The organism is Saccharopolyspora oryzae, assembly GCF_027853915.1.
In the GTDB taxonomy this organism is placed as follows: domain Bacteria; phylum Actinomycetota; class Actinomycetes; order Mycobacteriales; family Pseudonocardiaceae; genus Saccharopolyspora; species Saccharopolyspora oryzae.
Window position 1 is genome coordinate 68,187 of record NZ_JAQGLA010000014.1, and the last position, 24,840, is coordinate 93,026.

Annotated in this window: 23 protein-coding genes; 13 read left to right on the forward strand and 10 right to left on the reverse strand. The window is 70.6% G+C overall.

All coding sequences use genetic code 11. The features are described from left to right. Positions 1-354 precede the first annotated feature (354 nt). From OU415_RS12575 to OU415_RS12605, 7 genes are all read left to right on the forward strand, one after another. The gene (locus tag OU415_RS12575; protein WP_270948858.1) at positions 355-1,944 is read left to right on the forward strand and encodes an ABC transporter substrate-binding protein; all 1,590 of its coding nucleotides are present in this window, start codon (positions 355-357) and stop codon (positions 1,942-1,944) included. An 11-nt stretch (positions 1,945-1,955) separates the two neighbouring features. Continuing rightward, the gene (locus OU415_RS12580; RefSeq protein ID WP_270948859.1) at positions 1,956-2,909 is read left to right on the forward strand and encodes an ABC transporter permease; all 954 of its coding nucleotides are present in this window, start codon (positions 1,956-1,958) and stop codon (positions 2,907-2,909) included. Then, the gene (locus tag OU415_RS12585) at positions 2,906-3,805 is read left to right on the forward strand and encodes an ABC transporter permease (protein ID WP_270948860.1); all 900 of its coding nucleotides are present in this window, start codon (positions 2,906-2,908) and stop codon (positions 3,803-3,805) included. Before OU415_RS12580 ends, OU415_RS12585 begins: the two co-directional genes overlap by 4 nt. 94 nt (positions 3,806-3,899) lie before the next feature. Further along, the gene (locus OU415_RS12590) at positions 3,900-5,669 is read left to right on the forward strand and encodes an ABC transporter ATP-binding protein (RefSeq protein ID WP_270948861.1); all 1,770 of its coding nucleotides are present in this window, start codon (positions 3,900-3,902) and stop codon (positions 5,667-5,669) included. Next, entirely contained in the window at positions 5,669-6,769 is a 1,101-nt protein-coding gene (locus tag OU415_RS12595) for a serine hydrolase domain-containing protein (protein WP_270948862.1), read from the forward strand. The genes OU415_RS12590 and OU415_RS12595 overlap by 1 nt, the downstream gene beginning before the upstream one ends. 117 nt (positions 6,770-6,886) lie before the next feature. Further along, positions 6,887-7,297: a GNAT family N-acetyltransferase gene (locus tag OU415_RS12600; protein WP_270948863.1), complete on the forward strand. Its 411-nt coding sequence runs from the start codon at positions 6,887-6,889 to the stop codon at positions 7,295-7,297. Between the two features lie 99 nt (positions 7,298-7,396). Then, on the forward strand, positions 7,397-7,693 hold the full coding sequence (locus tag OU415_RS12605; RefSeq protein ID WP_270948864.1) for a 4a-hydroxytetrahydrobiopterin dehydratase: 297 nt from the start codon (positions 7,397-7,399) through the stop codon (positions 7,691-7,693). A gap of 18 nt (positions 7,694-7,711) precedes the next feature. Here OU415_RS12605 and OU415_RS12610 read toward each other — a convergent pair whose 3' ends face one another. The 3 genes from OU415_RS12610 to OU415_RS12620 form a co-directional block, all read right to left on the reverse strand. Further along, on the reverse strand, positions 7,712-8,665 hold the full coding sequence (locus OU415_RS12610; RefSeq protein ID WP_270948865.1) for an FAD-dependent oxidoreductase: 954 nt from the start codon (positions 8,663-8,665) through the stop codon (positions 7,712-7,714). A 132-nt stretch (positions 8,666-8,797) separates the two neighbouring features. Next, the gene (locus OU415_RS12615) at positions 8,798-9,541 is read right to left on the reverse strand and encodes an alpha/beta fold hydrolase (RefSeq protein ID WP_270948866.1); all 744 of its coding nucleotides are present in this window, start codon (positions 9,539-9,541) and stop codon (positions 8,798-8,800) included. Further along, complete coding sequence (locus OU415_RS12620; RefSeq protein ID WP_270948867.1) at positions 9,525-10,703, reverse strand: MFS transporter; 1,179 nt, start codon at positions 10,701-10,703, stop codon at positions 9,525-9,527. Before OU415_RS12620 ends, OU415_RS12615 begins: the two co-directional genes overlap by 17 nt. A 59-nt stretch (positions 10,704-10,762) precedes the next feature. Here OU415_RS12620 and OU415_RS12625 point away from each other — a divergent pair, with 59 nt between their 5' ends. Both OU415_RS12625 and OU415_RS12630 read left to right on the forward strand, forming a co-directional pair. Further along, positions 10,763-11,113 (forward strand): MerR family transcriptional regulator, encoded by a 351-nt coding sequence (locus tag OU415_RS12625; RefSeq protein ID WP_270948868.1) that lies wholly within the window; start codon positions 10,763-10,765, stop codon positions 11,111-11,113. Positions 11,114-11,168: 55 nt separating this feature from the next. After that, on the forward strand, positions 11,169-11,711 hold the full coding sequence (locus OU415_RS12630; protein WP_270948869.1) for a GNAT family N-acetyltransferase: 543 nt from the start codon (positions 11,169-11,171) through the stop codon (positions 11,709-11,711). Positions 11,712-11,785: 74 nt separating this feature from the next. Here OU415_RS12630 and OU415_RS12635 read toward each other — a convergent pair whose 3' ends face one another. Then, entirely contained in the window at positions 11,786-12,652 is an 867-nt protein-coding gene (locus OU415_RS12635) for an AraC family transcriptional regulator (RefSeq protein ID WP_270948870.1), read from the reverse strand. Positions 12,653-12,745: 93 nt separating this feature from the next. Next, complete coding sequence (locus OU415_RS12640) at positions 12,746-13,690, reverse strand: alpha/beta hydrolase (RefSeq protein WP_270948871.1); 945 nt, start codon at positions 13,688-13,690, stop codon at positions 12,746-12,748. A 141-nt stretch (positions 13,691-13,831) separates the two neighbouring features. Between OU415_RS12640 and OU415_RS12645 the strand changes: the two genes are divergently transcribed. Further along, on the forward strand, positions 13,832-14,668 hold the full coding sequence (locus tag OU415_RS12645; protein WP_270948872.1) for a helix-turn-helix domain-containing protein: 837 nt from the start codon (positions 13,832-13,834) through the stop codon (positions 14,666-14,668). Between the two features lie 145 nt (positions 14,669-14,813). Here the strand turns inward: OU415_RS12645 and ychF are convergent, their stop codons facing one another. Next, entirely contained in the window at positions 14,814-15,890 is a 1,077-nt protein-coding gene (gene ychF, locus OU415_RS12650; RefSeq protein ID WP_270948873.1) for a redox-regulated ATPase YchF, read from the reverse strand. Positions 15,891-16,002: 112 nt separating this feature from the next. Next, the gene (locus OU415_RS12655) at positions 16,003-16,200 is read right to left on the reverse strand and encodes a hypothetical protein (RefSeq protein WP_270948874.1); all 198 of its coding nucleotides are present in this window, start codon (positions 16,198-16,200) and stop codon (positions 16,003-16,005) included. A 97-nt stretch (positions 16,201-16,297) separates the two neighbouring features. Here OU415_RS12655 and OU415_RS12660 point away from each other — a divergent pair, with 97 nt between their 5' ends. Both OU415_RS12660 and OU415_RS12665 read left to right on the forward strand, forming a co-directional pair. Beyond that, complete coding sequence (locus OU415_RS12660) at positions 16,298-17,770, forward strand: DNA-3-methyladenine glycosylase 2 family protein (protein ID WP_270948875.1); 1,473 nt, start codon at positions 16,298-16,300, stop codon at positions 17,768-17,770. A gap of 28 nt (positions 17,771-17,798) precedes the next feature. Further along, entirely contained in the window at positions 17,799-18,299 is a 501-nt protein-coding gene (locus OU415_RS12665; RefSeq protein ID WP_270948914.1) for a methylated-DNA--[protein]-cysteine S-methyltransferase, read from the forward strand. 54 nt (positions 18,300-18,353) lie between these two features. Here OU415_RS12665 and OU415_RS12670 read toward each other — a convergent pair whose 3' ends face one another. Together OU415_RS12670 and OU415_RS12675 are read right to left on the reverse strand one after the other, a co-directional pair. Beyond that, a complete protein-coding gene (locus tag OU415_RS12670) occupies positions 18,354-21,305 on the reverse strand; it encodes an AAA family ATPase (RefSeq protein WP_270948876.1) in 2,952 nt (983 codons plus the stop codon). Beyond that, a complete protein-coding gene (locus OU415_RS12675) occupies positions 21,302-22,486 on the reverse strand; it encodes an exonuclease SbcCD subunit D (protein WP_270948877.1) in 1,185 nt (394 codons plus the stop codon). The genes OU415_RS12670 and OU415_RS12675 overlap by 4 nt, the downstream gene beginning before the upstream one ends. Before the next feature lie 229 nt (positions 22,487-22,715). Here OU415_RS12675 and OU415_RS12680 point away from each other — a divergent pair, with 229 nt between their 5' ends. Beyond that, complete coding sequence (locus OU415_RS12680; protein ID WP_270948878.1) at positions 22,716-23,699, forward strand: DNA recombination protein RmuC; 984 nt, start codon at positions 22,716-22,718, stop codon at positions 23,697-23,699. 136 nt (positions 23,700-23,835) lie between these two features. Here the strand turns inward: OU415_RS12680 and OU415_RS12685 are convergent, their stop codons facing one another. Further along, positions 23,836-24,774, reverse strand: coding sequence for an alpha/beta hydrolase (locus tag OU415_RS12685; protein ID WP_270948879.1), 939 nt, complete (start codon positions 24,772-24,774; stop codon positions 23,836-23,838). Positions 24,775-24,840 lie beyond the last annotated feature (66 nt).

The following is a 24,840-nucleotide window of genomic DNA, read 5'->3' on the forward strand; positions in this document are numbered from 1 at the left end:
CGGTCGACGTCGCTCGAACGAGCCGCGTCAACCGCCATCGGGACCATCCGGGATCGGTGAAACCCATGGCCAAGCCAGGTGCGCAAACCGGATCAAGCGTTGCGAAAGTAGCAAGGGAACACAACGTTTGATCGTCGCAGCGAAACGAGGGGTTGACACATCGACCCAGCACATGACGTCTTGACAGCCCCCTTCCCGTCCGCGAAGGTCGATGCGATCGATTGACTGATCAATCAGTCGCGCATCGAAACGCAACACCAGCGGGGAGCTGCCGGGGGCCGACCGGACGGGCGGGCCGACCGACTCGAGTCGAGCCGACGCGTGCCCCCGCGAGACACAGGAGGTACCGCCCGGATGGCGAGCAGAGGACAGTCGAACGCCGCCCCGAGTCGTCGCGACTTCCTCCGGTACGTCGCGGCGGGTGCCGGCGCGGTGGGAGCCGGAACGTTGATCACCGGCTGCTCGGGCGGCGCGGTCCGCAAAGCGCCGGTGCCGACCGGCCCGCCGCAGTACGGCGGACGGCTGCGGGTCGGCGTCGTCGGCGGCTCCAGCAAGGACACGCTGGACGCGCACGCCACCGTCACGCACCCGGACCAAGCACGGATCTTCCAGCTCTACGACACCCTGCTGCGCTACGACGACGAGTACCAGGTCCAGCCGGCGCTGGCCGAGTCCGTCGAGTCCGACCCGCAGGCCCTGACCTGGACGATCCGGCTGCGCGACGGCGTGGAGTTCCACAACGGCAAGACCATCACCGCCGACGACGTGATCCACACGCTGCGCCGGATCGCAGACCCGGCCGACCCGAAGAACGGCGCGGTCGGGCTCAGCTCGCTGGACCTCAACGCCATGCAGGCGCTGGACCCGCGCACCGTCCGGCTGACCCTGTCCCGCCCGGACGTCACGCTGCCGGACCAGTTCGCCGAGTACGCCAACGGGATCGTGCCCGCCGACTACGACCCGAAGCGGCCGGTCGGCAGCGGCGCGTTCAAGTTCGACTCCTTCGAACCCGGCCAGCAGAGCCTGTTCACCAAGCACGCCAACTACTGGCGCGAGGGCGAGCCGTACCTGGACGAGCTCGTGATCATCGACTTCCCGGACGACACGGCGCGGATCAACGCGCTGCTCGGCGGCCAGGTCGAGGCCATCGACCAGGTGCCGCTCGGGCTGCTGCGCGTGCTCGACGCGGACCCGAACCTGCGGCTGCTGGAGTCGGAGACCGGCTCGTGGATCCCGTTCACCATGCGGGTGGACCGGCCGCCGTTCGACGACGTGCGGGTCCGGCAGGCGTTCCGGCTGGTCGTGGACCGGGAGCAGATGATCAGGCAGGTGCTCGGCGGCCACGGCACGGTCGGCAACGACCTGTACGCCCCCGCCGATCCGCTGTTCAACTCCGGCCTGCCGCAGCGCAAGCGCGACGTGGCCAAGGCCCGGCAGCTGCTGCGCGAGGCGGGCAAGGAGAACCTGACCGTCGAGCTGGTGACCTCGCCGGTGGCCGCGGGCGTGGTGGAGGCCGCGCAGGTGTTCGCCCAGCAGGCCGCGGAAGCCGGCATCACGATCAACATCCGCCGGGTGGACAGCGGCGAGTTCTTCGGCGACATGTACCTGTCCTGGGACTTCGCCCAGGACTTCTGGTTCACCCGGAACTTCCTGGCGCAAGCCGGCTCCGGAAGCCTGCCGGATGCCCCGTACAACGAAACCCACTGGGACCACCCGGAGTTCAACGACCTGGTGAACCAGGCGCGGGCGACCACCGATGAAGCGCGCCGCAAGGAGCTGATCGCGCGGGCGCAGCAACTCGAGTGGGAGAGCGGCGGCTACATCGTGTGGGGCTTCCCGAACCAGCTCGACGCGCACAGCGTGCGGGTGGTCGGCCTCAACTCGGACAAGAGCGGCATCCCGCTGAACTCCTACGGCTTCCGGCACGCCTGGCTGGCGAAGTGAGGGGACACCAGATGACTCGAATGCTGGTCAAGCGCATCCTGCTCGGCTTGGTGATCCTCTGGGCGGTGTCCGTGGTGGTCTTCCTGGCCACCCAGGCACTCCCGGGCGACGCCGCGCGCGCCATCCTCGGCCGCGAGGCCACCCCCGAGCGGCTGGCCGCGCTGCGCGAGCAGCTGCACCTCGACGAGCCGCTGTGGATGCAGTACTTCTCCTGGCTGGGCAACATCTTCCAGCTCAACCTCGGCGAGTCCTACGCCAACGGCATGCCGGTGACCGAGCTGCTGAGCTCGCGGCTGAACAACTCGCTGGCGCTGATGCTGTGCGCGACGTTGATCAGCGTGCCGCTGTCGATCCTGGTCGGCACCTACAGCGCGCTGCGCCGCGACAAGACCTTCGACCACACCACCTCGGTGGTCAGCCTGGTGCTGGCCGCGCTGCCGGAGTTCGTGGTCGGCATCCTGCTGGTGCTGCTGTTCTCCACCGGCGTGCTGAACCTGCTGCCCGCGGTGTACGTGATGACCGGGTCGGGTTCGGCGTGGAGCGATCCGGTGCAGCTGGTGCTGCCGACGTTGACGATGGTGCTCGCGGTTTCGCCCTACATCGTGCGCATCATGCGCGCCACCATGATCGAGGTGCTGGAGAGCGAGTACGTCCAGCAGGCCCGGTTGAAGGGCATGCCGGAGCGGACCGTGATCCTGCGGCACGCGCTGCCGAACTCGATCGGCCCGGTGGCCCAGGTGATCGCGCTGCAGCTGGCCTGGCTGGCCGGTGGCGTGGTCATCGTCGAATTCCTGTTCCGCTTCCCCGGTATCGGGTTCGCGCTGGTGGACGCGGTGAACAACCGCGACCTGCCGGTGGTGCAGACGCTGACGCTGGCCATCGCGGCCGTCTACATCGTCGTGAACCTGCTGGCCGACGTGGTGAGTCTGGCCGCCAACCCGAAGGTGAGGTCCGCCGCGCGATGACCACGACTGCGCAGAAAACCAACACCTCGACCAGTTCCGCCCCCGCGCCGCGCGCGGTCGGGGTCTGGCGGGCCGCGCTGCGGCTGCCGCGGACGAAGATCGGCCTGGCGCTGTCGGCGCTGGTGGTGCTGACCGCGATCGTCGGTCCGCTGCTGGCCCCGCACGCCGCCACCGAGTTCGTCGACACCCCGTTCTCCGACCCGACCGGGGCGACCTGGTTCGGCACCGACAACCTGGGCCGCGACGTGCTGACCCGGTTCCTGCACGGCGGTCAGACGCTGCTGCTGCTGGCGGCGCTGGCCACCCTGCTGGGCGTCGGGGGCGGCGCGCTGCTGGGCATGTACGCCGGTTACCGCCGCGGCTGGCTGGACGAGCTGCTGATGCGCTTCGGCGACATCGCGCTGGCGTTCCCGCAGGTCGTGCTGGCCCTGCTGTTCGTCAGCGTGGTCGGCCCCGAGCTGTGGCTGCTGGTGCTGGTGGTCGGCGGCAGCCACCTGCCCCGCGTGATGCGCGTGGTGCGGGCGGCCACCCTGTCGGTCGCCGAACGCGACTTCGTCAAGTCCGCCGAGGCGATCGGCCTGTCCAAGTTCCGGATCCTGCTGGGCGAGATCCTGCCGAACGTGACCGGCACCGTGCTGGTCGAGCTCGGCCTGCGGTTGAACTACTCGATCGGCCTGGTCGCGGGCCTGAGCTTCCTCGGTCTCGGCCTGCAGCCGCCGACCGCGGACTGGGGCCTGATGATCAACGAGAACCGGATCGCCCTGACCGTCCAGCCGTGGGCGGTGGCGCTGCCGGTGCTGGCGATCGCGATCCTGACCATCGGCACGAACCTGGTCGCCGACGGCCTCGCCCGCTCCGTCGCAGGTGTCGACCGAGGCATCGAGAAGGCCCGCTGATGCTCACCGATCACGCAAATTCAATGGAAATTGGACACGCGATTTCAACGGAAATCGTGTCGGGTTCCCGCCGATCCCACCTCCGGAGGTGTCGATGACTTCCCCCGCTCTGGACGCCGCCGGCCTGGAAATCCGAGGGGTTCCCTCGGAGGCCGCCATCGTCGCCGACATCTCGTTCACCCTGGCCCCGGGCGAGATCCTGGGCCTGATCGGCGAATCCGGTTCCGGCAAGACCACCCTGGGCCTGGCGATGCTGCGCTACTGCAAGCGCGGCACCCGCATCGCCGACGGCCGGATCCGCGTCGGCGACACCGACCTCATGGACCTCCCGGCCAAGCAGGCGGCCGCGCTGCGCGGTCGCCGGGTCGCCTACATCCCGCAGTCCCCCGCCTCCGCGCTGAACCCGGCGCTGCGGCTGATCACGCAGCTCAGCGAGGCCGTGCACGACGTCTCCGGCGATGCCGCGCGGAAGCGGATCAAGCAAGTGCTCACCGAGGTCGCGCTGCCGGACGACGACGAGTTCCTGCGCCGCTACCCGCACCAGCTCTCGGGTGGCCAGCAGCAGCGGATCGCGATCGCGATGGCGTTCGTCGGCCGCCCCGAGGTGGTGGTGCTGGACGAGCCGACCACGGGTCTGGACGTCACCACGCAGAAGACGGTGCTGGCCACCATCCGCGAGATGTGCGAGCGGCACGGTACGGCCGGCGTGTACATCTCGCACGACATGGCGGTGGTCGCCGAGCTGGCCGACCGGATCGCGGTGATGTACTCCGGGCGCATCGTGGAGACCGGCCCGACCGAGCAGGTGCTCAACGAGCCGCGCCACCACTACACCGCCGGTCTGGTGCTCGCGGTGCCGGACCTGGACGGCAAGCGGGCGATGCAGGCCATCGACGGCCAGGCCCCGTCGCCGCTGAGCCGTCCGGGCGGCTGCGCGTTCGCGCCCCGCTGCGCGGCGGCGACCGACGAGTGCCGCAGCGAGGTCCCGCAGGTCGAAGAGGTCTCGCCCGGGCACGAGATCCGCTGCCTGCACCCGCGTTCCGGACGGCTCGTGGCCGAGCCGCGTCCGCAGGGCACTTCGCCGGAAGCTGCCGAACCGGTGCTCGAGGTGCGCAACATCCGCGCCTGGTACACGGATTCGCCGGTGCTGCACGACGTTTCGCTGTCCGTCGAGCCGGGCACCTGCCTGGCGCTGCTGGGCGAGTCCGGCAGCGGCAAGACCACGCTGTCGCGCTGCCTGGCCGGTCTGCACGCCAAGCACGAGGGCTCGGTGCTGCTGCGCGGCGCCGAACTCGCGCCCAGCAGCGCGAAGCGCACCCGGGACCAGCGGCGCCAGGTGCAGTACGTGTTCCAGAACCCGTACGAGTCGCTGAACCCGCGCCGCCGCGTGCGCGACCTGGTGGCCCAGCCGATCTCGGTGCTCGGCGGTGGTTCCGGCGGCAAGAGCACCGAGGAGCGGGTGATCGAGGCGCTGGAGCTGGCCGCGCTGCGCCCGGACATCGCCGAGCGCTACCCGGACCAGCTCAGCGGTGGTGAGCGGCAGCGGGTGGCGATCGCCCGCGCCCTGGTCACCCGGCCCGACGTGCTGATCTGCGACGAGATCACCTCGGCGCTGGACGTGTCGGTGCAGTCGGCGATCGTCGACCTGCTGCAGGACCTGCGCGAGCGGATGGGCCTGGCGCTGGTGTTCGTCACGCACAACATCGCGCTGGTGCGCAACATCGCGCAGCAGGTGGCGGTGCTGCAGGGCGGGCGGATCGTGGAGCACTCCTCGGCCGACGAGCTGTTCGCCGCGCCGCAGCACGAGTACACGCAGTCGTTGCTGGCCGATGCTCCCAACTTCGAGCTGGAGGCGAGCAGCTGATGGGTGGTTTCGACCAGGTCGGCGAGGAGTTCGCCGCGATCGTCGCAGAGGACGACGCCGGGGCGGCGTTCGCGGTGTTCCGCGACGGCGAGCAGGTCCTCGACCTGCAGGCCGGGCACCGCGATCCCGAGGGCGCCGAGCCGATGACGACGGACACCCTGATGCCGATCTTCTCCGGCACCAAGGGAATCGTGGCCACCGGCGTGGCGCTGCTGATCGACCGCGGCGCGATCGATCCCGAGGCACCGGTGACCCGGTACTGGCCGGAGTTCGGCGCGGCGGGCAAGCAGGACGTCGCGGTGCGGCAGCTGCTCTCGCACTCCGCCGGCCTGCCCTACCCGGAACGCCCGGTGACCAGGGAAGACGCGGCGGACGACCAGGCGATGGCCGCGCTGCTGGCCGCGCAGGCACCGCTGTGGCCGGTCGGCTCGACCACCGCGTACCACGCGCTGACCTTCGGTTGGCTGGCCGGCGAGCTGATCCGCCGCGTGGACGGCCGTGCGGTCGGCGAGTTCCTGCGCACCGAGATCGCCGAACCGCTCGGCGCGGATTTCTGGCTCGGACTCCCGGAATCGGAGTGGCCGCGCACCGGTCGGCGCTGGCGCGCCGCCGACTACCAGGTGGCCAACCGGCTGAACACCCCGGAAGCCCTGGCCTACCGCGACAAGGTGTACGGCAACCCGCCCTCGCTGCTGGGCGACGGCGCCCCGTGGAACACCCCGGACTGGTGGACCAGCGGCCTGCCAGGTGGCGGCGCGATGGCGTCCGCCCGCGGCATGGCGGCGGTGTATTCGGCGCTGGTGAGCGGAAAACTGGTCGCCGAGTCCACAGTGGAGCGGATCAGCCGCGAGGAGAGCCGGGGAACCGACCCCGGCACCGGGCGTCCGCTGGTCTTCGGCCTCGGCTACGAGCTCCAGGACGCGCTGGAGACCTACGGCCCGTCGACCGACGGCTTCGGGCACAGCGGAGCGGGCGGTTCCCTCTTCGGCTGCTGGCCGAGCGCAGGTGTCTCGTTCGCCTTCAGCCCGTGCCTGATGCGCACCGAAGGCTTCGACGACCGAGCGCACCGCCTCCTCACCGCCCTGCACACCTGCCTCTGAGCCAATCCGATGTGGGGTGCCCGAACAGAACCGGCACCCCACATCGTGGTTTCGCGGCCGCGCTGAGCGCCGAAAATCCGTGTCGCGGAAGGCGTGCTCGGCAGTAGCCTGGCGCGCATGGAATTCGAGGTGGACGACTCCCGGGACCGGGTGGATCGCGACGTGGTCTGGAACTTCCTGTCCACGCAGGCGTACTGGGGCGGGTGGCGCCGGCGCGAGCACGTCGAGCGCCAGATCGACCTGGCGTGGCGGGTGGTCGGCGCCTACCGGAAGTCCGACGGCCGGCAGATCGGCTTCGCGCGGGCGTTCTCCGACGGGGTGGCCGGCGCCTACCTGGCCGACGTGTTCGTCCTCCCGGAGGCCCGCGGCCACGGCGTCGGCAAGGCCGTGGTCCGCACCATGATCGAGGACGGTCCGGGCCGCGACTTCCGCTGGATGCTGCACACCGACGACGCCCACGGCCTCTACCGGGCCTTCGGCTTCACCGAACCCGACACCACCTACCTGGAACGCCCCCGACCCGCCTGACCAACGCCGAGCCGTTCGCACGAAATTGACCACTCCTGGGGTGACAGCGCACCGGAACGTCCGGTGGAGTTCGGCGGGCGGAGCCCCCACCATGTCCTCATGACCGAACTACTCACCGACACCCAGGTCGCCGCGGCGCTCGAACACCTCCCGGAATGGCGGCAGGACGGGGCCCAGCTGTCCCGCACCGTCGAGTTCGCCAGCTTCCCGCAGGCGATCCAGGCGGTCACCCGGATCGCCGAGATCGCGGAGAGCGAGAACCACCACCCGGACATGGACATCCGCTGGCGCACCGTGGCGTTCCACTGCAGCACGCACTCCAAGGGCGGGATCACGGCCAACGACACCTCGCTGGCCCAGGAAATCGACAACGTGGTCGAGCAGCTGAAGTCCTGACGCAGCGCCGGTGGCGGGTCAGCCCTCCGCCAGATCCGCCACCTCGAAGGCGCAACCCCAGGACAGCGCCACCCCGCAGCCGCCGTGCCCGTAGTTGTGGATGATCCGCGCCCCCTCGTAGTGCTCGACCTCCACCCGCACCGACTCCCGCCCGGGCCGCAGCCCGACCAGCTCCTCGAGCACCTCGGCCTCGCCGAGCCGCGGCTCGATCGCGGCGCACCGCCGCCGGATCCCGGCGCTCACCGCTGGCCGGACCACCCGGTTCCACTCCTGGGCCTCCGCCACGCCGCCGAGCACGACGCGGTCGCCGTGCGGCATGTACGAGGTGAACTCACCCGAGTCGGTCAGCTCGACGAAGTACTCGTCGATGCCGGGGTTGCGCACCACGACGTGCTGGCCGCGCACCGGGTGCACCCCGGGATCGCCGACCAGCTCGCGCGCACCCACACCGGTGCAGTTGACCACCGTGCTCGCTTCGGCAGCCGCGTCGGCCAGCGTCGGGACCGGGCTGAGCTGCAGGTCTCCCCCGGCGTCCCGGAACCGCGCGACCAGGTGGTCGAGGTAGCGCGGCATGTCGATCAGCGGCACCGTCCCCCGGTATCCACTGGTGAAGCCCTCGGGCAGGTCGTCCGGGGTGCAGCGCCGCAGATCGGGGATCAGCCGGGCTTCGGTCGGGACCGCGTCGCCGAGGTCGAAGCGGGCGGCCATCCGACCGGCGCACAGGTGCACCCCGGAGGTGTCATCGCGGGCGAGCGCGGTGAACTCCGCGTGCGAGCGGGTCACCCAGTACAGCACCGGCTCGGCCGGCCTGAGCTGCGCCGGACCCCACATCGCACCGGCCACCGCTGAGGTGGTCGCGCGCGGCCGGTCCTCGGTCCGGATCCGAACCGGCCAGCCCGCCTCGGCGAGCACGACGCCGCAGGTCAGCCCCTGCACCCCCGCGCCGATCACCAGCACCTGTTCACCGGTCATCCTCGAAACGCTATCAGCGATCAGCCCTCCCCGACGAGCTGAAGTTCTGCCTGGTCAGGGGCCGTGAGTCTTTTGCGTCGCTATAGCACCACAAAAGACTCACGGCCCCTGACCAGCAGAAACGCCGGCTCCTCAGCCCAGGAAGTCCTGGATCTCCGCGAGCCAGGCGCCGGGGTTCTGGGCGCCGATGAGATGCCCGGACTCGACCTCCACGAGCTTCGCACCGGGGATCGCCGCCGCCAGTTCGCGCGAGTGGTGCGGTGGCACCAGCGTGTCCTGGGTCGTCGCGACGACCAGCGTCGGCACGGAGATCCCGGGCAGGTCGGCGCGGACGTCGATGGTGCGCAGCAGGTCGATGTGGTCGCCTGTTCCGGCCGGCACCCCGTCCGCCGTCCCGCGCAGCACCTCGTCCCAGCCGTCGAGCGAGTTCAGCGCCTCCGGCCCGAAGCAGTTCAGCAGCAAGAACCGCGCGAGCGCTTCCCGGTCGTCCAGGAGGTGCTGCCAGACGTCGAGGTTGAGGTGGAAGTGCCGGTCACCTCGGGCGAGTCCGGCAGTGAGCACCAGCGCGCTCACCCGTTCCGGATACCGCGCGGCGGCTCGAACCGCGACCGCCGTGCCCATCGAATACCCGAGCACCGCAAAGGTTTCCACCCCCGAGTCGACGGCAGCAGCGACGACGTCGTCGACCAGCCGGTCCAGTTCCAACGGCCGCTCGGCCTTCGGCGTCCCGCCCGATCCCGGGTAGTCCGGCGCGACGACGGTTCGCTCCTTCGCCAGTTCGTCGATGAACGGGAAGTTCGCCGCGACCGACCCGCCCGCGCCGTGCGCGAGCAGCAACCCGGGACCCGATCCGCGGACCTCAAACGACAGCGACATCAGTTCTTCCTTCCACTCCAACATTTCGCCGCACAGCAGCCGTCGCCACCCAGGCGAGGACAGCGGCGAGAATCCCGATTCCGATCAACCAGTGCGGCGACGCACCGCCGTCGAGCACCCGGCCACCGATCCACGCGCCGCCCGCGTTCCCGAGGTTGAACGCCGAGGTGTTCACCGCGACCGTCAACGTCGGCGCCGCCGCAGCCGCCGCGAACGCCCGCGCCTGCAACGCCGGGATGAGCGCACAACTCACCACGCCGAGCACCAGAACACCTGCGGCAGCAGCACCGCCGTGTTGCACGATGAGCGCGAAAACCCCTAGCACGAAAGCCATTCCGGCCAGCAGGCCGCGGACCGATCCCCACGGCCACCGGTCGGCCAACCGGCCACCGATCACGTTCCCCACCAGTCCGCCGCCCCCGAACGCCATCAACAACCAGCCGACGGCCCCGGCGGCGAACCCCGACACCTCGGTGAGGATGGTGGCGATGTAGGTGTACGGCGTGAACAGCGCGATCTGCGTGAGCACCGTGATCACGACGACCACGAACACCTCGCGGCTGACCAGCGCCCTGATCTCGGCCCACACCGAATCGGGACCGGTCGCGCTCGACGCGGGCACCGCGACGGCGATGAGCCCCATCGCGGCCAGGCTCACCACCGCGATCGCCCAGAACGTGGCCCGCCAACCGAACTCGTGCCCGATGAAGGTGCCCAGCGGCGCACCGAGCACGGTCGCCAGGTTCAACCCGGCGCTGACCACCGCGATCGCCCGACCCCGGCGCTCGGCCCCGACGACCGACACGGCCTGCACCAGCCCCACCGCGAAGAACGTCGAGTGCACCAGCGCCGCGAGGATCCGGGCGACCAGCACCAGCCCGAAAGCACCGGCGAGCGCCGCCAGCACGTTGCCCGCGGTGAAGATCGCGATCATGCCGATGAGCAGCGCTTTCCGCGGCACCCGCGTGGTCAGCGCGGTGACCGCGGGCCCGGCGACAGCGACGGTCAGCGCGTAGCCGGTGACGAGCAGGCCGGTGGTCCCGACCGAAACCCGGAGATCTCCGGCGATGTCGGGGAGCACCCCGAGGACTGCGTACTCCGCGGACTCGATGGCGAACACGCAGGCCAGCAAGGCCGCCAGGGTCCAACCGCTGCTTCTCATGCCGCAGACGCTAAAGTCTGACATCGATGGCAGAGTCAACGTCGCGTGAGCCGGATCTCATGAAGATCGGAGAGCTGTCCCGCCGAACCGGGGTCAGCCAACGCCTCCTGCGCTACTACGAACAGCAGGGCCTGCTCACCACGCGGCGAGCGCCGAGCGGCTACCGCTACTACGAGCCCGACGCGGTCACCGTCGTCGCCCAGATCCGGAACCTGCTGGCAGCGGGCCTGAACACGGAAACGATCCGCACGGTCCTCCCCTGCGCCCGCGGGGAACTCCCGGTCCTCGAACCGTGCCCGAACCTCCTGGCCACCCTCCGCGCGGAGCTGACAGCCCTCGACGACCGCCTGACCTGCCTCCAAGAAACCAGAACAGCCCTCGCCACCTACCTCGCGGCCACGGAGTCCTGACGCGCCGTGCCACTAGGATTTCCAGGCGGGCATCGGTGATTACCGGGAGGTTTCCTTGCCAGCGAAGGACGTCGGCCGAACCGAGGTCGAGCGCATCGCATCGTCGCTCGTCCGCGTCGAGGACGAGCACGTCGCGGGGCTGACCGCGTTCCTCCAGGACGTCGACCTGACGCTGAGCGCACTCGACTCCCCCGATGTCTTCCTGTGGATCGACCGGGATGGAGCCGGGCGCATCACCGGGAGCACCGGGTTCGAGCTGAGCGCGGACCGCCGCCACGCGCTCATCCGAAGCGTCGCGGTTCACCCGAGCGCGAGACGCGCCGGATACGGCTCGGCGCTCGCCAGGTTCGCGCTCGACGCAGCAGCACGAGAAGGTGCGCAATCGGCATGGCTGTTCAGCCGTCGCTCCGGACCGTTCTGGCAGAAGCTCGGTTTCGAGCACGCGAACCGGGACGAACTCGCCGCGGTGCTGCCCGACGCCCACCAGGTCCGGTTGTTCGTCGAATCAGGACAGCTGCAACGCGAAGTGGCCTGGTCCCGCCGACTCGATCACGCCTCTCCCCATGAGCGGACCGGCCCTCGGCAGCCGTTTGCTTGATGCGGTGCCCCACACGGGGACCACGGGGACGGACCATCGGAAAGGTTCCCAGTCCATCCCCGCGATCACCTGCTTCAGCTACGTTCGACGGGGAGCCACAGCTCGCACGTCGCGGTGCTGAAGTCGTCGGCCCGGTCGAGCACCGAGACGATCGACGGTCCTGCGCGCAGCCGCCAGGGGTTGGACGGGAACCACTCGGTCGCGGTCGCCGCCCACGCGTCCTGGAGCGCCTTCGGGTGCTCGCCCGAGGTGCGGAACACCGCCCACTGGCCGGTCGGCACCTCGATCGCATCGAGGTCGTCCGGGACCGGCGTGTCCGCACTCACCGCCACACCGTGCAGGTAGGTCAGCTCGCTGCCCTCCGCGTAGTCGGGGTCGACGTCGGCGCTGACCTGCAGCAGTCCGCCCGGATCGGTGTTGCCCAACTGCTTCAGCCGTTCGTGTTCGTTCGCGGGTAGTGAAGCGATGTGCTCCTGGATGTGCGGATTCACGCCCTCGTAGATGAGCGGCACGCGTGCCGCGTGTCCGATGAGGCGGAAGTCCGGCTGTTCGACGATTCGTGCGTCCATGGAGGTGCTCCCTTCGACGGTCAGGCGGAACCTGAGTTGCGGTTGGCTTCGAAGGGGGCCACCGTCGCGACGAACGTCGGCGGGCCGCGTGCCGTGCACAGCTCGGAAGGCCCGGCCGAACGCCTCCGTCGAGCCGTACCCGTACCGGACGGCGATCGTCAGGAGATCGTCACCACCGATCACATCGGCGGCGGCGACCGTCATGCGACGCCGGCGGACGTACTCGGACACCGGCATCCCGGCCAGGGACGAGAACATGCGGCGCACGTGGTACTCGGTCGTCCCGGACCGGCTGGCGAGCTCGGCGACGTCGAGCTCCTCGCTGAGGCGCTCCTCCACCTCGGACACGAGGTGGTTCAGGATCTCGATCACGTTTGCTCCCTTCGCCATCGATTCTCACGAGGGGAGGACCGGGCACGCCCGATCTTTCCTGCCCGATCCGATCGAGCGCCACGCACCGGAGGGTCAGAGCTTGTCCGCGAAGAAGGGGATGACCGCCTTCAGCGCCTCTCCCGCCCCGTTGGGGCGGTCGTACAGGTCGTAGTGCGAAGCACCGTCGATCTCGAGGAGCTCCTTGTCGGTGGATGCAGCCCGCTCGTAGATCTCGTGGCCGTCGCGGTAGGCGCCGAACGCGCCCTGCTTGGCCTCGTCACCGATCACGATCAGCAGGGGCTGGTCGAGGAGTTCCTCGGCCAGGTGGAACGCATCCCATCCCAGCGCTGCCGTGCCGTGCGCGACCTCGAAGAGGACGCAGCCGTGCTCCGCCTGGCCGCGATCGGTGCGGTAGTACTCGAAGGCCTCGATGATGTCGATGTCCCCGGTCTGCTGCGCGGCCTCGGCCGTCTCCGGCAGGAACCCGTTGACCGCGCTCTGCTCCCCGCGCGCCTCCGCAGTGCGCTGCTGGGCGATCGCGCCGAGCGCCTGGAGCACGCCGCCGTTCTGGCCCGCGATCTCCCGCTGGAGCCGTCCGAAGTTCGCTCCGGTGATGGAAACGACCGCCTTGAAGCGCTTCTCGGTCTTCGCTGCCGCGAGCGTGTACCCGCCACCGCCGCAGATGCCGAGCACGCCGATCCGGTCGGCATCGACGTGGGGAAGGGTGACGAGGTGGTCGACGACGCGGCTGAAGTCCTGGACCCGCTGGGCGGGGTCCTCGAGGAACCGCGGCTCGCCGCCGCTCGCGCCCTGGAAGCTGGCGTCGAACGCGATGACCACGTACCCGGCCTCCGCGAGGGCGGGGGCGTAGATGCTTCCGGAGGTCTGCTCCTTGCAGCTGCCGATCGGGTGGGCCGCGACGATCGCGGGGTAGGTCTTCGACTCGTCGAAGTCCGGCGGGAAGTGGAGATCCGCTGCGATGTCCCAGTGCATGTCGGGATTGCGGAACGTGATGTGCTCGATGGTGCCGGTGACCACGGTGCCTCCTCAGTGATTCCGGGGCAGCTCCCCGTCGTGGCATCCACACTCACTCGCGGCGCGGGACCGAACCAGCCCACGTTCTTTCCTGGGAAGAATCTGTCCCAGGACACCAGCACGGGGCCGCTTTACGCTCGCCCCATGCCGTCCTCACCCCAGCTCAAGGCCCTGGGCGACTTCTTCCGCGTCAGACGCGGCGAGGTCTCCCCGGACGCGATCCCCGCCAACGTGGTGAGCACCTCCACGCGGCGGCGCGTCGCGGGGCTGCGGCGCGAAGAGGTCGCGCAGCTCGCCGCGGTCAGCACCGACTACTACACGCGTGTCGAGCAGGGCCGCCTGGCACCGTCGGACCAGGTCTTCGAGACGCTGTGCCGGACCTTCGCCCTGTCCTCGGAGCAGAGGGCCTACGCCGAGGACCTCCTCAACCACGCCCGCGGCTACCTGATGTCCGCCCCCGGCCGCGAGGCCGCGCACGACCGGCTCCAGCTGCTGCTGGACCAGCTCACCGACCTCCCTGCTCTCGTCCTCGGCCCCAGGATGGACGTCCTCGCCTGGAACGCCCCCGCAGCGGCCTTGATCACCGACTTCGCACGGATCCCCGCCGCCGACCGCAACTACGTCTCCATCACGTTCACCGCACCCGAGGTGAAGGACCTGTACGAGGACTGGGCGTCCGTCGCCCGCACCTGCGTCGGCATCCTCCGGCGCGAGGCCGCGGAGAACCCCGACGATCCGGAACTGGCCGCGCTCGTCGGCCGGCTCTCCATCGCCAGCGACGACTTCCGCCGCTGGTGGGCCGAGCACCGAGTCGCCGAGCAGGACTTCGGAGCCAAGGTCATGATCCACCCCACGGCCGGCCGGATGCGCCTGAACTGGGACTCCTTCACCTACGCGGGCGCGGCGAGGCAGCAGCTCATCCTGTGGTCGGCCGACCCCGGAACCCCGGACGCCCAAGCCCTGTCAACCCTCGTCACCTGAGAGTCGGCAACCTCGTCGACAAGCGCGGAATGCTGGCGGGGAGGGGAAGATCGTCGACAGGACCTGAGCACGGACACCGCTCGATGCAGAAAGCCCCGATCCGGCAAGTGCCGGACCGGGGCTTTCTGCTCGTTCGCCTCGAAGATCAGACGTTGAACCTGAACTCGACGACGTCGCCGTCGATCATCACGTAGTCCTTGCCCTCCATGCGGACCTTGCCCGCGGACTTGGCGTCCGCCATCGAGCCCGAGGCGACCAGGTCCTCGAAGGAGACGATCTCGGCCTTGATGAAGCCGCGCTCGAAGTCGGTGTGGATCACGCCGGCCGCCTGGGGGGCCGTCCAGCCCTGGTGGATCGTCCAGGCGCGGGCTTCCTTCGGGCCGGCCGTCAAGTAGGTCTGCAGGCCCAGGGTGTGGAAGCCGGCGCGGGCCATCGCGTTCAGGCCCGGCTCCGACTGGCCGATCGACTCCAGCAGCTCGCGCTGGGACTCCTCGTCCAGCTCCTTGAGCTCCTCCTCGACCTTGGCGTCCAGGAACACCGCGTCGCCGGGCGCGACCAGTTCGCGCAGCTCGGCCTGCTTCGACTCGTCGCTCAGCACGCCCTCGTCTGCGTTGAACACGTAGAGGAACGGCTTGGTGGTCAGCAGGTTCAGCTCGCGCAGCTCCGGGCTATCCGCCATGCCCGCCGCGAACAGCGTCTTGCCGGAGTCGAGGATCTCCTTGGCCTGCTGCGCGATCTCCAGCGCCGGGCGCTTGTCCTTGTGGGTGCGGGCTTCCTTCTCCAGCCGCGGCAGCGCCTTCTCCAGGGTCTGCAGGTCGGCGAGGATCAGCTCGGTGTTGATCGTCTCGATGTCGCTGGACGGGTCCACCCGGCCGTCGACGTGCACCACGTCGGGGTCGTCGAAGACGCGGATGACCTGGCAGATCGCGTCCGCCTCGCGGATGTTGGCGAGGAACTTGTTGCCCAGGCCCTGCCCCTCGGAGGCGCCCTTGACCAGGCCCGCGATGTCGACGAACGACACCGTGGCGGGCACCGTCTTGGCCGAGCCGAAGATCTCCGCCAGCTTGTCCAGCCGCTCGTCCGGCAACGGCACGACGCCCACGTTCGGCTCGATGGTGGCGAACGGGTAGTTCGCCGCCAGAGCGTCGTTGCTGGTCAGCGCGTTGAACAGGGTGGACTTGCCGACGTTGGGCAGCCCGACGATTCCGAGGGTGAGGCTCACGCCCTGGAGTCTAGGTGCTGCATCAGAGCGGCATCGGCCCCGGTGGGCAGGTCGTGAGGTGGATCCCGGCCGACGCGGGCGCAGGAGCACTGCTGCGCCCGCGTCGGGCGGGTCAGTTGTCGTCCTCGTCCTCGCCCTGCTCGTCGTCCTGACCGCCCTGCTGGTCGTCCTGCTGGCCGTCCTGGCCGCCCTCCTCCTGCTCCTGCTGTTGCTGCGGGGCGGGGGCCGAACCGTCGCAGCCGGCCGTGACCATCAGCGCGAACGCGGCCCCGGCTGCGGCGGTGACGAGCTTGATCTTCGAATTCGCCATGATGCGACGATAGGGATCAAACGCCCATTTGCCCACCCGGATGGCCGTGTCTTTTTTCCGCTAGTAGCGGGTGCTGGGCGCTGGCACGATCGAAGGCATGTTGGTGGGAACCGAAGAAGCCTTCCGGGCCGTGGCCTCGCGTGATGCGCGGTTCGACGGCTGCTTCATCCACGCGGTCCGCTCGACGGGCATCTACTGCCGCCCCTCCTGCCCGGCCCGGACCCCGAAGCGCAGCAACAGCATGTTCTTCGCGACGGCCGCCGCCGCGCAGGCCGCCGGGTTCCGCGCGTGCCGGAGGTGCCTGCCGGACGCCGTGCCGGGCTCGCCGGAGTGGAACCTGCGCGCCGACCTCGCCGGACGGGCCATGCGGCTGATCACCGACGGCGTGGTGGACCGCTGCGGGGTCCGCGGGCTGGCCGACCAGCTCGGCTACTCGGAACGGCACCTGACCAGGGTGCTCACCGCCGAGCTCGGTGCCGGACCGCTCGGCCTCGCCCGCGCGCACCGCGCGCATTCGGCGCGGATCCTGATCGAGACGACCGCGATCTCGTTCAGCGATGTCGCCTTCGCTGCCGGGTTCTCCAGCCTTCGGCAGTTCAACGACACCATGCGCGAGGTCTTCGGCACCACGCCGACGGAGATGCGCAGCCGAGCGCACCGCCGCAACGACGCACCGAGCGGTGCCGGCACCGTGCAGCTGCGACTGCCGTTCCGCGCACCGTGCGATGCGTCCGGGGTGCTGCGGTTCCTGAGCCAGCGCGCGCTGGCCGGTCTGGAGGACACCGGGCCGGACCACTACACGCGCTCGCTGCGGCTGCCGTACGGGACGGGTGTCGCGACGCTGCGACCGCAGGAGAAGTACGTCGCCTGCACCCTGCAGCTGACCGACCTGCGCGACCTCGGCAGCGCGGTGTCCCGGCTGCGCCGCCTGCTCGACCTCGACGCGGACCCGATCGCGGTGCGCGAAGTGCTCGGCGCCGACCCGCTGCTGAGCAGCTCCATCGCCCGCTCGCCGGGGGTTCGAGTGCCCGGCAGCGTGGACAGCCTGGAGATCATCGTCCGGGCGGTGATCGGCCAGCAGATCTCGGTCGCGGCCGCCCGCAAGACCACCGAACGACTGGTCGCCGACCTCGGCGAGCCGCTGCCGCACCCGGATGCGGTGACCACGTTGTTCCCCACCGCTGAAGTGCTCGCCGAACGAGTCGTGGATGCCCTGCCCGGTCCGCGTCGGCGTGCGGAGACCGTCCGCGACGTGGCGGCGGCCGTCGCCGAGGGGCGGCTGGCCCTGCACCCCGGCCGGGACGAGGGGGAACTGCGGCACGACCTGGAGCGGATCCGCGGGATCGGCCCGTGGACGTCGAGCTACGTCGCCATGCGCGTGCTCGGCGCACCGGACGTGCTGCTCATCGGAGACCTCGCGCTGCGCCGCGGCGCCGAGGCGCTCGGACTGTCCGAAGACCCCGCGGTGATCCAGGAACACTCCCGCCGGTGGAGCCCGTGGAGCTCCTACGCCGGAGTGCTGCTGTGGGAGGCTGCGGCCACGTCACCGCAGCTGCAGCAGGCTTCGTGAATCCCCGCTCGAGAAGAACCCAGGAGTAATCGTGATCAAGTGGTCCACTGTGGATACTCCGACCGGGCCGTTCACGGCCGTGGTCGATGCTGATGGTGCCGTGCTCGCGTCCGGCTGGACCGCCCAGCTCGACGAACTGCTCCCCCAGGTCTCGCCTTCGCTGCTGCCCGAAGCCCCGGTCGCGGCCTCCGACCTCGGCGACGTGACCCGCGCGATCCGCTCCTACCACGACGGCGACCTGCACGCCGTGGACGGAATCCCGGTGCGGCAGCGCTCGGGCCCGTTCCTGGAGCACGCCTGGGAAGTCCTGCGCAAGGTCCCGGCCGGAGAGCCGGTGAGCTACACCGAGTACGCTGCGCTCGCCGGCCGCCCCCAAGCGGTCCGCGCCGCGGCCTCGGCCTGCGCCCGCAACGCCGCAGCGCTCTTCGTGCCGTGCCACCGAGTCCTCCGCAGCGACGGCTCCCTGGGCGGCTTCCGCTGGGGCCTCCCCGTCAAGCGCTGGCTCCTCGACCACGAAGCCGCGGCCTGAGCCAGAAAGCTCGTGAGTACTTCGGGGTGCTCTGGCACCCCGAAGTACTCACGATCAGGTCTGGAGCTCGAGGGTGGAGCCTTCTCGGGACTTCCGGACGCGGAGGCGGACGCCGATTCGTTGGCGCATCTCCTCGACGTGCGAGACCAGGCCGACCACTCGGCCTCCCGCGCGCAGGTCGTCGAGGGTGTCCATGACCAGGTCGAGGGTGTCCGCGTCAAGGGTGCCGAAGCCTTCGTCGATGAACAGCGTGTCCAGCAGCGCACCACCGGTCTCCGCCGCCACCACGTCCGCCAGGCCGAGCGCCAGCGAGAGCGAGGCAAGGAACGATTCTCCGCCGGAGAGGGTCTTGGCCGGACGTATCTTGCCCGAGTAGTCGTCGAGCACGTCGAGCCCGAGCCCACCGCGAGTACCGCGCGCCCCGGCCGCATCGGAGTGCACGAACGAGTACCGCCCGCCGCTCATCCGCTGCAACCGCCGGGTCGCCGCGACGGCGACCTCCTCCAACCGAGCGGCCAGCACGTACGCGCGCAACGACATCTTCCGCGCGTTCTGCCCGCGGCCGTTGACCACGTCCGCCAACGCCTCCAGCTCGGCGTGCTCCGCCAACGCCGGCCCGAGCTCCGCCCACGCTCCGCGCAAGCGCTCCGCGAGCTGCGCGATGTCGCGCTGCCGCTGCTCGGCGCGATGCGCCAACGCAGCTGCGCGCTCCGCCGCTTCGCGCGCGACGGTCGCCGCCTCGGTGGCCTCTTCGAGGCCGACCTCGGCGGTTCCGTCGACTCCGACCAGCTCCGCGCTCGCCAGCGCTGCGCGGGCGCCTGCGGCGCGCTCTTCGACCTCGGCTAGCGCCTCGGTGAGCTGGGTGAGCCGTTCCTCGCTGCGCTCGGCGGCCAGGGCAGCGGCCGGGTCGTCGAATCCTGCTGAGGTTGCGGCTTCGGCGAGGACCTCCTGCTGTTCGGCCAGGCGGCGTGCGGCGTCGTCGCGGGCGGTTCGGGCCGCTACCAGCTGTTCGAGCTGGGCTGCGACGTCGAGCAGATGTGCGCGGCGGTCGGCGATGCTGGGGAAGTCGCCGCGCGCTTCTCGCAACCGCAGCTCCCGTTCTTCCACTGTGGACAGCAGAGCGGTGTGCTCACTACGCGCGGTCACGAGGCCGGTGCGCAGTTGCGACAGCTGCTCGGCCAAGCGTTCCGTGGAGGCTTCCAGCTCTGCCAGGCCATTGGTGCGCTGCGGAAGTTGTTCCGCCGCGCTCCGCAACGCGGCGCGCTCCGCTCGCAGTTCTTCCAGTTCGGCCGCGAGCTCCGACTCGGTGCGGTCGCCGAGCCGTTCCACCAGGCCGTCGACCTTCTGCTGCGCCCGTTGCACTTCCACCGCCGCTTTCTCGCGGCGTGCGTGGGCCTGCTGCTCGTCGAGCTGGGCCTTCTCCTCGTCCTCCGCGCGCACCGGGTCGTCGATCGGCTCGGCTGGTGCGGGGTGTTCGGCCGAGCCGCACACCGGGCAGGGATCACCGGCGGCGAGCCGGGTCGCGAGTTCGGCTGCCATGCCGGCGAGACGACGGGCTCGGAGGTCTTGGAGCAGGTCGCGGGCCTGCTGGTGCGCATCGACCGCCTGCTGGGCGCTGGACGTCGCCGTCGAGAGCGCCTGCTGCGCAGCCGGAAGTTCGCGCGCGGCGTTCAGCAGCGCTGCGACCTCAGTTCCCCTGGACTGCACGCTCTCCAGGCGGAGTTCCGCGTGCTTGGCCTCTTCGACCTGTTCGCGGGCAGTGGTGATGCGTTCCGGAAGAGCCGTCTGCTGTTCGAGCAGCTTCGCCTCGCGCTGCTCGTCCCGGGTGATCTGCTCCGCGAGCTCGGTCGCCCGGCGGCGGTCGGTTTCCTGTTGCTGCGCCTCGGGAACCAGGTGCGCCAGGGCACCGGCTTCCTCTCGTCGCGCCCCGGCTCGGGTACGCAGGTCTTCCAGCGGCGTTTCCGCATCCAGCTCGCACCGCGTCGCCGCGGCGACGACCTCGGCGCTCGCCTTCTCCCGTTCCTGCTCGGCACGGCGGACCGCACGGTGCGCGGCCAGGACCGGGACTGCGCGGTGCGCTGCCTCCCGCTCCGCGCGCCAGGCGTCGTGCTCGGCCTGCTTCTCCCCGATCTCGGCGAGCGTGGCGTTCGCCTGACGAACCCGGCGCACCTTGTCGGCCAGCTCCCGGCGTTCCGCCAGCGCTGCTTCGGCGGACTCCCGGTCGCGGCGCAGCCGGGACTGCTCGGCCTGCGCGCCTTCCAGCTCGCGGACCGCGGTCTTCTCGATGTCCTCCAACCAGCTCTGATCGTCCACATCGGACTCGTGTGCGACACCGGAGACCTGCGAGACCCGCGCCAGCAGCTCGCGCACCTGCTGGGTCTGCGCCTCGACCTCCCGGCCGCGCTCCCGGCGGCGCTCCACGAACCAGCGCTCGACCTCGCCGAAGCGCTGGGTGCCGAACAGCTTCTCCAGCAGCTGCTCGCGCTCGGCGGTGTCCGAGCGCAAGAACCGGGCGAACTCGCCCTGCGGCAGCATCACGACCTGGAAGAACTGCTCGACCGTCATGCCCAGCAGCCGCTGGACCGTGCGCGCGACCTCGTCGATCCGGGTCAGGCCCTCCGGCGGGTACTCGGTCGGGGCGCCGTCCACCCAGGTCAGCGAGGCCTTCGCCTGCTGCGTGGTGAACCCGTCGCCGCGCTTCTTCGGCCGCTCGTACTCGGGGCTGCGCTCCAGCCGCAGGCGCTGGCCCTGCACGGTGAGCTCCAGCACCACCGTGGTCGCCACGTCGGCCGCGGCGGTGTCGCAGCGCAGCCGCTTGACCTGACCGCGGGCGCCCGGAACCGAGCCGTAGAGGGCGAAGGCGACCGCGTCCAGCAGGGTCGTCTTGCCCGCGCCGGTGTCGCCGTGCAGCAGGAACAGGCCGTCGGCGCCCAACTCGTCGAAGTCGACCACCTGGTGGTCCCGGTACGGGCCGAAGGCGGTGACTTCCAGGCTGTGCAGTCTCATCGCGTCCCCTCCGCGGCAGCGACCGCGCGCAACGCCTCGCCGATCAGCGCGCGTTCGGATTCGCTGGGATCCGAGCCCCGGCAGTCCGCCACGAACTGGTCGGCCAGCGCGTGGTCGTCGCGGCCCCGCACGATCTCGGCGTAGCGCAGCGGGGCGGTCGCGCGGCCGGTCGCAGGCTTCCACTCCAGGTGGACTGCGTGCGGGAACCGCTGCTGGAGCTGGCGCATCGGCTCCAGCGGGCGGACCTCGTCGGTCAGCGTCACCGACAGGTAGCAGTCCTCCAGCTCGGCGTGCTCGGGCTCGTTGAGCAGGTCCGCCAGCTCGCCCTGCGCGGTGGCCAGGCGGCGCGGGACCGGTAGCTCACGGCGCTCGACGCCGGCGAGGCCGTCGGCGTCCAGGTCGACCAGCCACACCGACTTGCGCTGCTTGGCCTCGGAGAACGAGTACGCCAGCGGGCTGCCGGAATAGCGCAGGTGCTCGTCGATCCGCTGCGGACCGTGCAGGTGGCCCAGCGCGACGTAGTCCACGCCGTCGAAGACCGAGCCCGGCACCTGCTCGACGCCGCCGACCGCGATGGTGCGCTCCGACTCGCTGCTGTCACCGCCGGTGACGAACGCGTGCGCCAGCACCACCGAACGCGTTCCTGCGGGGCGCCCGGCCAGATCGGCGCGGATCCGGTTCATCGCCTCGGTGAGCACTGCGGTGTGACCGCGGGACTCGATCTCCGCGCTGGCCCCCGGCACGTCCGAGCAGATCTGCAGCGCGCGGCGCGCCGGATCCGGCTCCAGGTACGGGATGCCGTAGACGGCGACCGGGCCGTGCTCGTCGGCGAACTCGACCGGCACGTGCAACCCGGCGACCTGGGTGCGCAGGTGCAGGCCACCGGCCGCGGCGAACTCGGCGAACGCGCCCACCCGCGCGGCCGAGTCGTGGTTGCCGGAGGTCACCACCAGCTGGGCGCCCGCCTCGCGGATCCGCGCGAGGACGCGCACGCAGGTCTGCACGGCCTCGCCCGATGGCACGGCGCGGTCGTAGAGGTCCCCGGCGACCACGACGACGTCGACCTGCTCCTCGACGACCAGATCGGCCAGCCCGCCCAGGACGGCCTCCTGATCTCCGAGCAGGTCGCGCCCGTGGAACGTCCGGCCCACGTGCCAGTCGGAGGTGTGCAGTACCCGCATGGACCTCAAGCTATCGACGTCCCACCGGATCCCCGTCGACCCCCCACATCGCTTCGGCGTGTCGGACACCCCCACCCCATCGCGTGACAGCCCGATCACGTGCTGTCGAGCTGGGTCGATTCCGTGACCGGCCTGCGGGTGACGCGGGGCTCGCGCCGGGGTGCGTGATCTTGTCGGGTCGGTCGGCCATCATTTGGGCTGGAAGCGGCCACTACCGGACGGAGCTCATGTGGGTACCGGCGTCCTGATCACCATCGTCGTCGTGCTGACGCTGTTGTTCGCCGCGGCGCTGGTGCTGATCTGGCGGCTGTACACCGACAGCGCGCACCGCGCCGACGAGGCGCTGCGCATGGTCGAGGCCGAACGCGCCCGCAGCACCGAGCAGCAGGCCGCGCTGCGCCGGTACGAGGTGGCCTTCGCCTCGATCACCGGCCGCGGCGAGCTCGGCGAGCAGGTCCTGGTCGAGACAGCGCGGTCGCTGGGCCTGCGCGAAGGCATCCACTTCACGCTGCAGACCGACCTCGCAGGCGGCGGCGCGGCCCGGCCGGACATGGTGCTCGAGGTCGGCGGTGGCCGACAGGTCCCGGTCGACGCGAAGGCGAGCCTGGCGGTGTGGGCCGAGGCGATGGAGACCGACGACGCCGAGGAGCGCCGCGACGCGCTGCGGGTGCACGTGCGCAACATCCGGTCCCGCGCCACCGAGCTCGCGGGCAAGGGCTACCAGAAGTGGGCCGATGCGATCTACGGCTCGATCATGTTCGTGCCGTCCGACGCGGCGGTGGTCGCCGCCCTGGACACCGACCCGCAGCTGCTGACCTGGCTGCTGGACAAGCGCGTCTTCCTGTGCGGACCAACGGGTTTCGCGGTGCTGGCCTCGGCGGCGATGTTCGCGGGCACGGAACGCACCATCGCCGAGGACATCGAGCAGGTGCGCGGCCAAGCGGTCCGGGCCCAGCGGGCCGCGAACGGCGCGGTGGAAGCGGTGAACCTCTCCAGCACCCACCTCCAGCGCTTCGTCTCGGCCCGGCGCCGCGAGCTCGACGCCCTCGAATCCTTCCGCAGCGCGGTCCAGCCCCTGGCCGAAGCAGCCGGTTCCGGCACGGTCGACTCGGTCCGCCGCAACGAAGACGCCCTGGTCAACGGCACTTCAACGCCGCTCCCGGACGACGACGCACCCCAACTCGTCCAGAGCGCGGAGAACGAACCCCGCTGACAGGTCGTCCACTGAGGACGGTGCAACTCGGGTCGTGAGCACTTTGGGTTGCTATAACGCCCCAAAGTACTCACGACCACCTACCAGGCCAAACGGCCGGAGGTACCAGTGCAGGACGAGGGTGGAAAACCCTCAGTCAGACGTAGGTCTCGACGAAGGCCGTGACGGTGTCCGCGATCAGGGCCGTGTGGGGGCCCTTGCCGAAGCCGTGGTCCAGGCCCTCGTACGGGTGCATCTCCACCGTCACGCCGCGGCGGCGCAGGTCGGCCGCGAAGTCCAGGCTCTGCTCCAGCGGGACCAGGGAATCCGCCGTGCCCTGCTGGATCAGGAACGGCGGCTCGTCGCCGGAGAGGTTGCGGACCGGGCTGATCGCCGCCGCCTTCTCCGGGCAGTCCACCGGCATGCACCCGAGCAGCTGCTCGACCACCCGGCGCGCGTACTCCTGCATGTGCGGCTGCGCGCGCTGCGCCTCCGCGCTCATGTCCGTCGGGCCGAACCAGTCCACGACCGCGCGGATCCCGGTCAGCCCGCCGCCCGGCTTGTCCGGGTCGCCGGCGATCGCACCGAGCTGAGACACCAGGTGCCCGCCCGCGGACGCGCCCCAGAGCGCGACCCGATCGCCGTCGAGGCCCCACTGACCGGAACGCTGCTGCAACCAGCGCACCGCGTCGGCGACGTCGATGATCTGCGCCGGAGCCTGGGCCACCCCGGTCAGCCGGTAGTCCACCGTCGCGACCGCGTAGCCGCGTTCCAGCAGGCGCTGCGTGGTCAAGGCCTCGGTGGCGCTGAGGTCCGCGTCGATCGTGCGCTTGCCGGCGTCCCAGCCGCCACCGTGGACGTAGACCACCAGCGGAGCCGGGGTCTGCTGCCGAGCGGGCAGGAACAGGTCCAGCTTCAGCGCACCGGTGTCGTGCTCGGCGTAAACCTGGTCGCGCACCACCTCGGCCGCGCCCAGGTCGCGCGTCGCCACCTCGACCTGCGGAGCTTCGTCGGCACCCGAGACGCGCGAGCACCCGGCGGTGAGCAGAGCGATCAGGGCGAAGCAGGCCGCCAGGACACGTCGCGTCACCGACATCCGCCCCGAGCCCTCCCCGATCTAGCTAAAGCTCACTCGAATGCATGAGCTTAACAAGATCAGTGG

What these genes read in the sequence shown, in the direction of transcription:
- OU415_RS12585 (WP_270948860.1), top strand. Translation starts at nt 2,906, where the DNA reads ATGACCACGACTGCGCAGAAAACCAACACCTCGACCAGTTCCGCCCCC.
- OU415_RS12645 (WP_270948872.1), top strand. Translation starts at nt 13,832, where the DNA reads ATGCCGTCCTCACCCCAGCTCAAGGCCCTGGGCGACTTCTTCCGCGTC.
- OU415_RS12670 (WP_270948876.1), bottom strand. Translation starts at nt 21,305, where the DNA reads ATGAGACTGCACAGCCTGGAAGTCACCGCCTTCGGCCCGTACCGGGAC.
- OU415_RS12600 (WP_270948863.1), top strand. Translation starts at nt 6,887, where the DNA reads ATGGAATTCGAGGTGGACGACTCCCGGGACCGGGTGGATCGCGACGTG.
- OU415_RS12615 (WP_270948866.1), bottom strand. Translation starts at nt 9,541, where the DNA reads ATGTCGCTGTCGTTTGAGGTCCGCGGATCGGGTCCCGGGTTGCTGCTC.
- OU415_RS12625 (WP_270948868.1), top strand. Translation starts at nt 10,763, where the DNA reads ATGAAGATCGGAGAGCTGTCCCGCCGAACCGGGGTCAGCCAACGCCTC.
- OU415_RS12610 (WP_270948865.1), bottom strand. Translation starts at nt 8,665, where the DNA reads ATGACCGGTGAACAGGTGCTGGTGATCGGCGCGGGGGTGCAGGGGCTG.
- OU415_RS12595 (WP_270948862.1), top strand. Translation starts at nt 5,669, where the DNA reads ATGGGTGGTTTCGACCAGGTCGGCGAGGAGTTCGCCGCGATCGTCGCA.
- OU415_RS12575 (WP_270948858.1), top strand. Translation starts at nt 355, where the DNA reads ATGGCGAGCAGAGGACAGTCGAACGCCGCCCCGAGTCGTCGCGACTTC.
- OU415_RS12655 (WP_270948874.1), bottom strand. Translation starts at nt 16,200, where the DNA reads ATGGCGAATTCGAAGATCAAGCTCGTCACCGCCGCAGCCGGGGCCGCG.
- OU415_RS12675 (WP_270948877.1), bottom strand. Translation starts at nt 22,486, where the DNA reads ATGCGGGTACTGCACACCTCCGACTGGCACGTGGGCCGGACGTTCCAC.
- OU415_RS12605 (WP_270948864.1), top strand. Translation starts at nt 7,397, where the DNA reads ATGACCGAACTACTCACCGACACCCAGGTCGCCGCGGCGCTCGAACAC.
- OU415_RS12660 (WP_270948875.1), top strand. Translation starts at nt 16,298, where the DNA reads ATGTTGGTGGGAACCGAAGAAGCCTTCCGGGCCGTGGCCTCGCGTGAT.
- OU415_RS12685 (WP_270948879.1), bottom strand. Translation starts at nt 24,774, where the DNA reads ATGTCGGTGACGCGACGTGTCCTGGCGGCCTGCTTCGCCCTGATCGCT.
- OU415_RS12580 (WP_270948859.1), top strand. Translation starts at nt 1,956, where the DNA reads ATGACTCGAATGCTGGTCAAGCGCATCCTGCTCGGCTTGGTGATCCTC.
- OU415_RS12590 (WP_270948861.1), top strand. Translation starts at nt 3,900, where the DNA reads ATGACTTCCCCCGCTCTGGACGCCGCCGGCCTGGAAATCCGAGGGGTT.
- OU415_RS12620 (WP_270948867.1), bottom strand. Translation starts at nt 10,703, where the DNA reads ATGAGAAGCAGCGGTTGGACCCTGGCGGCCTTGCTGGCCTGCGTGTTC.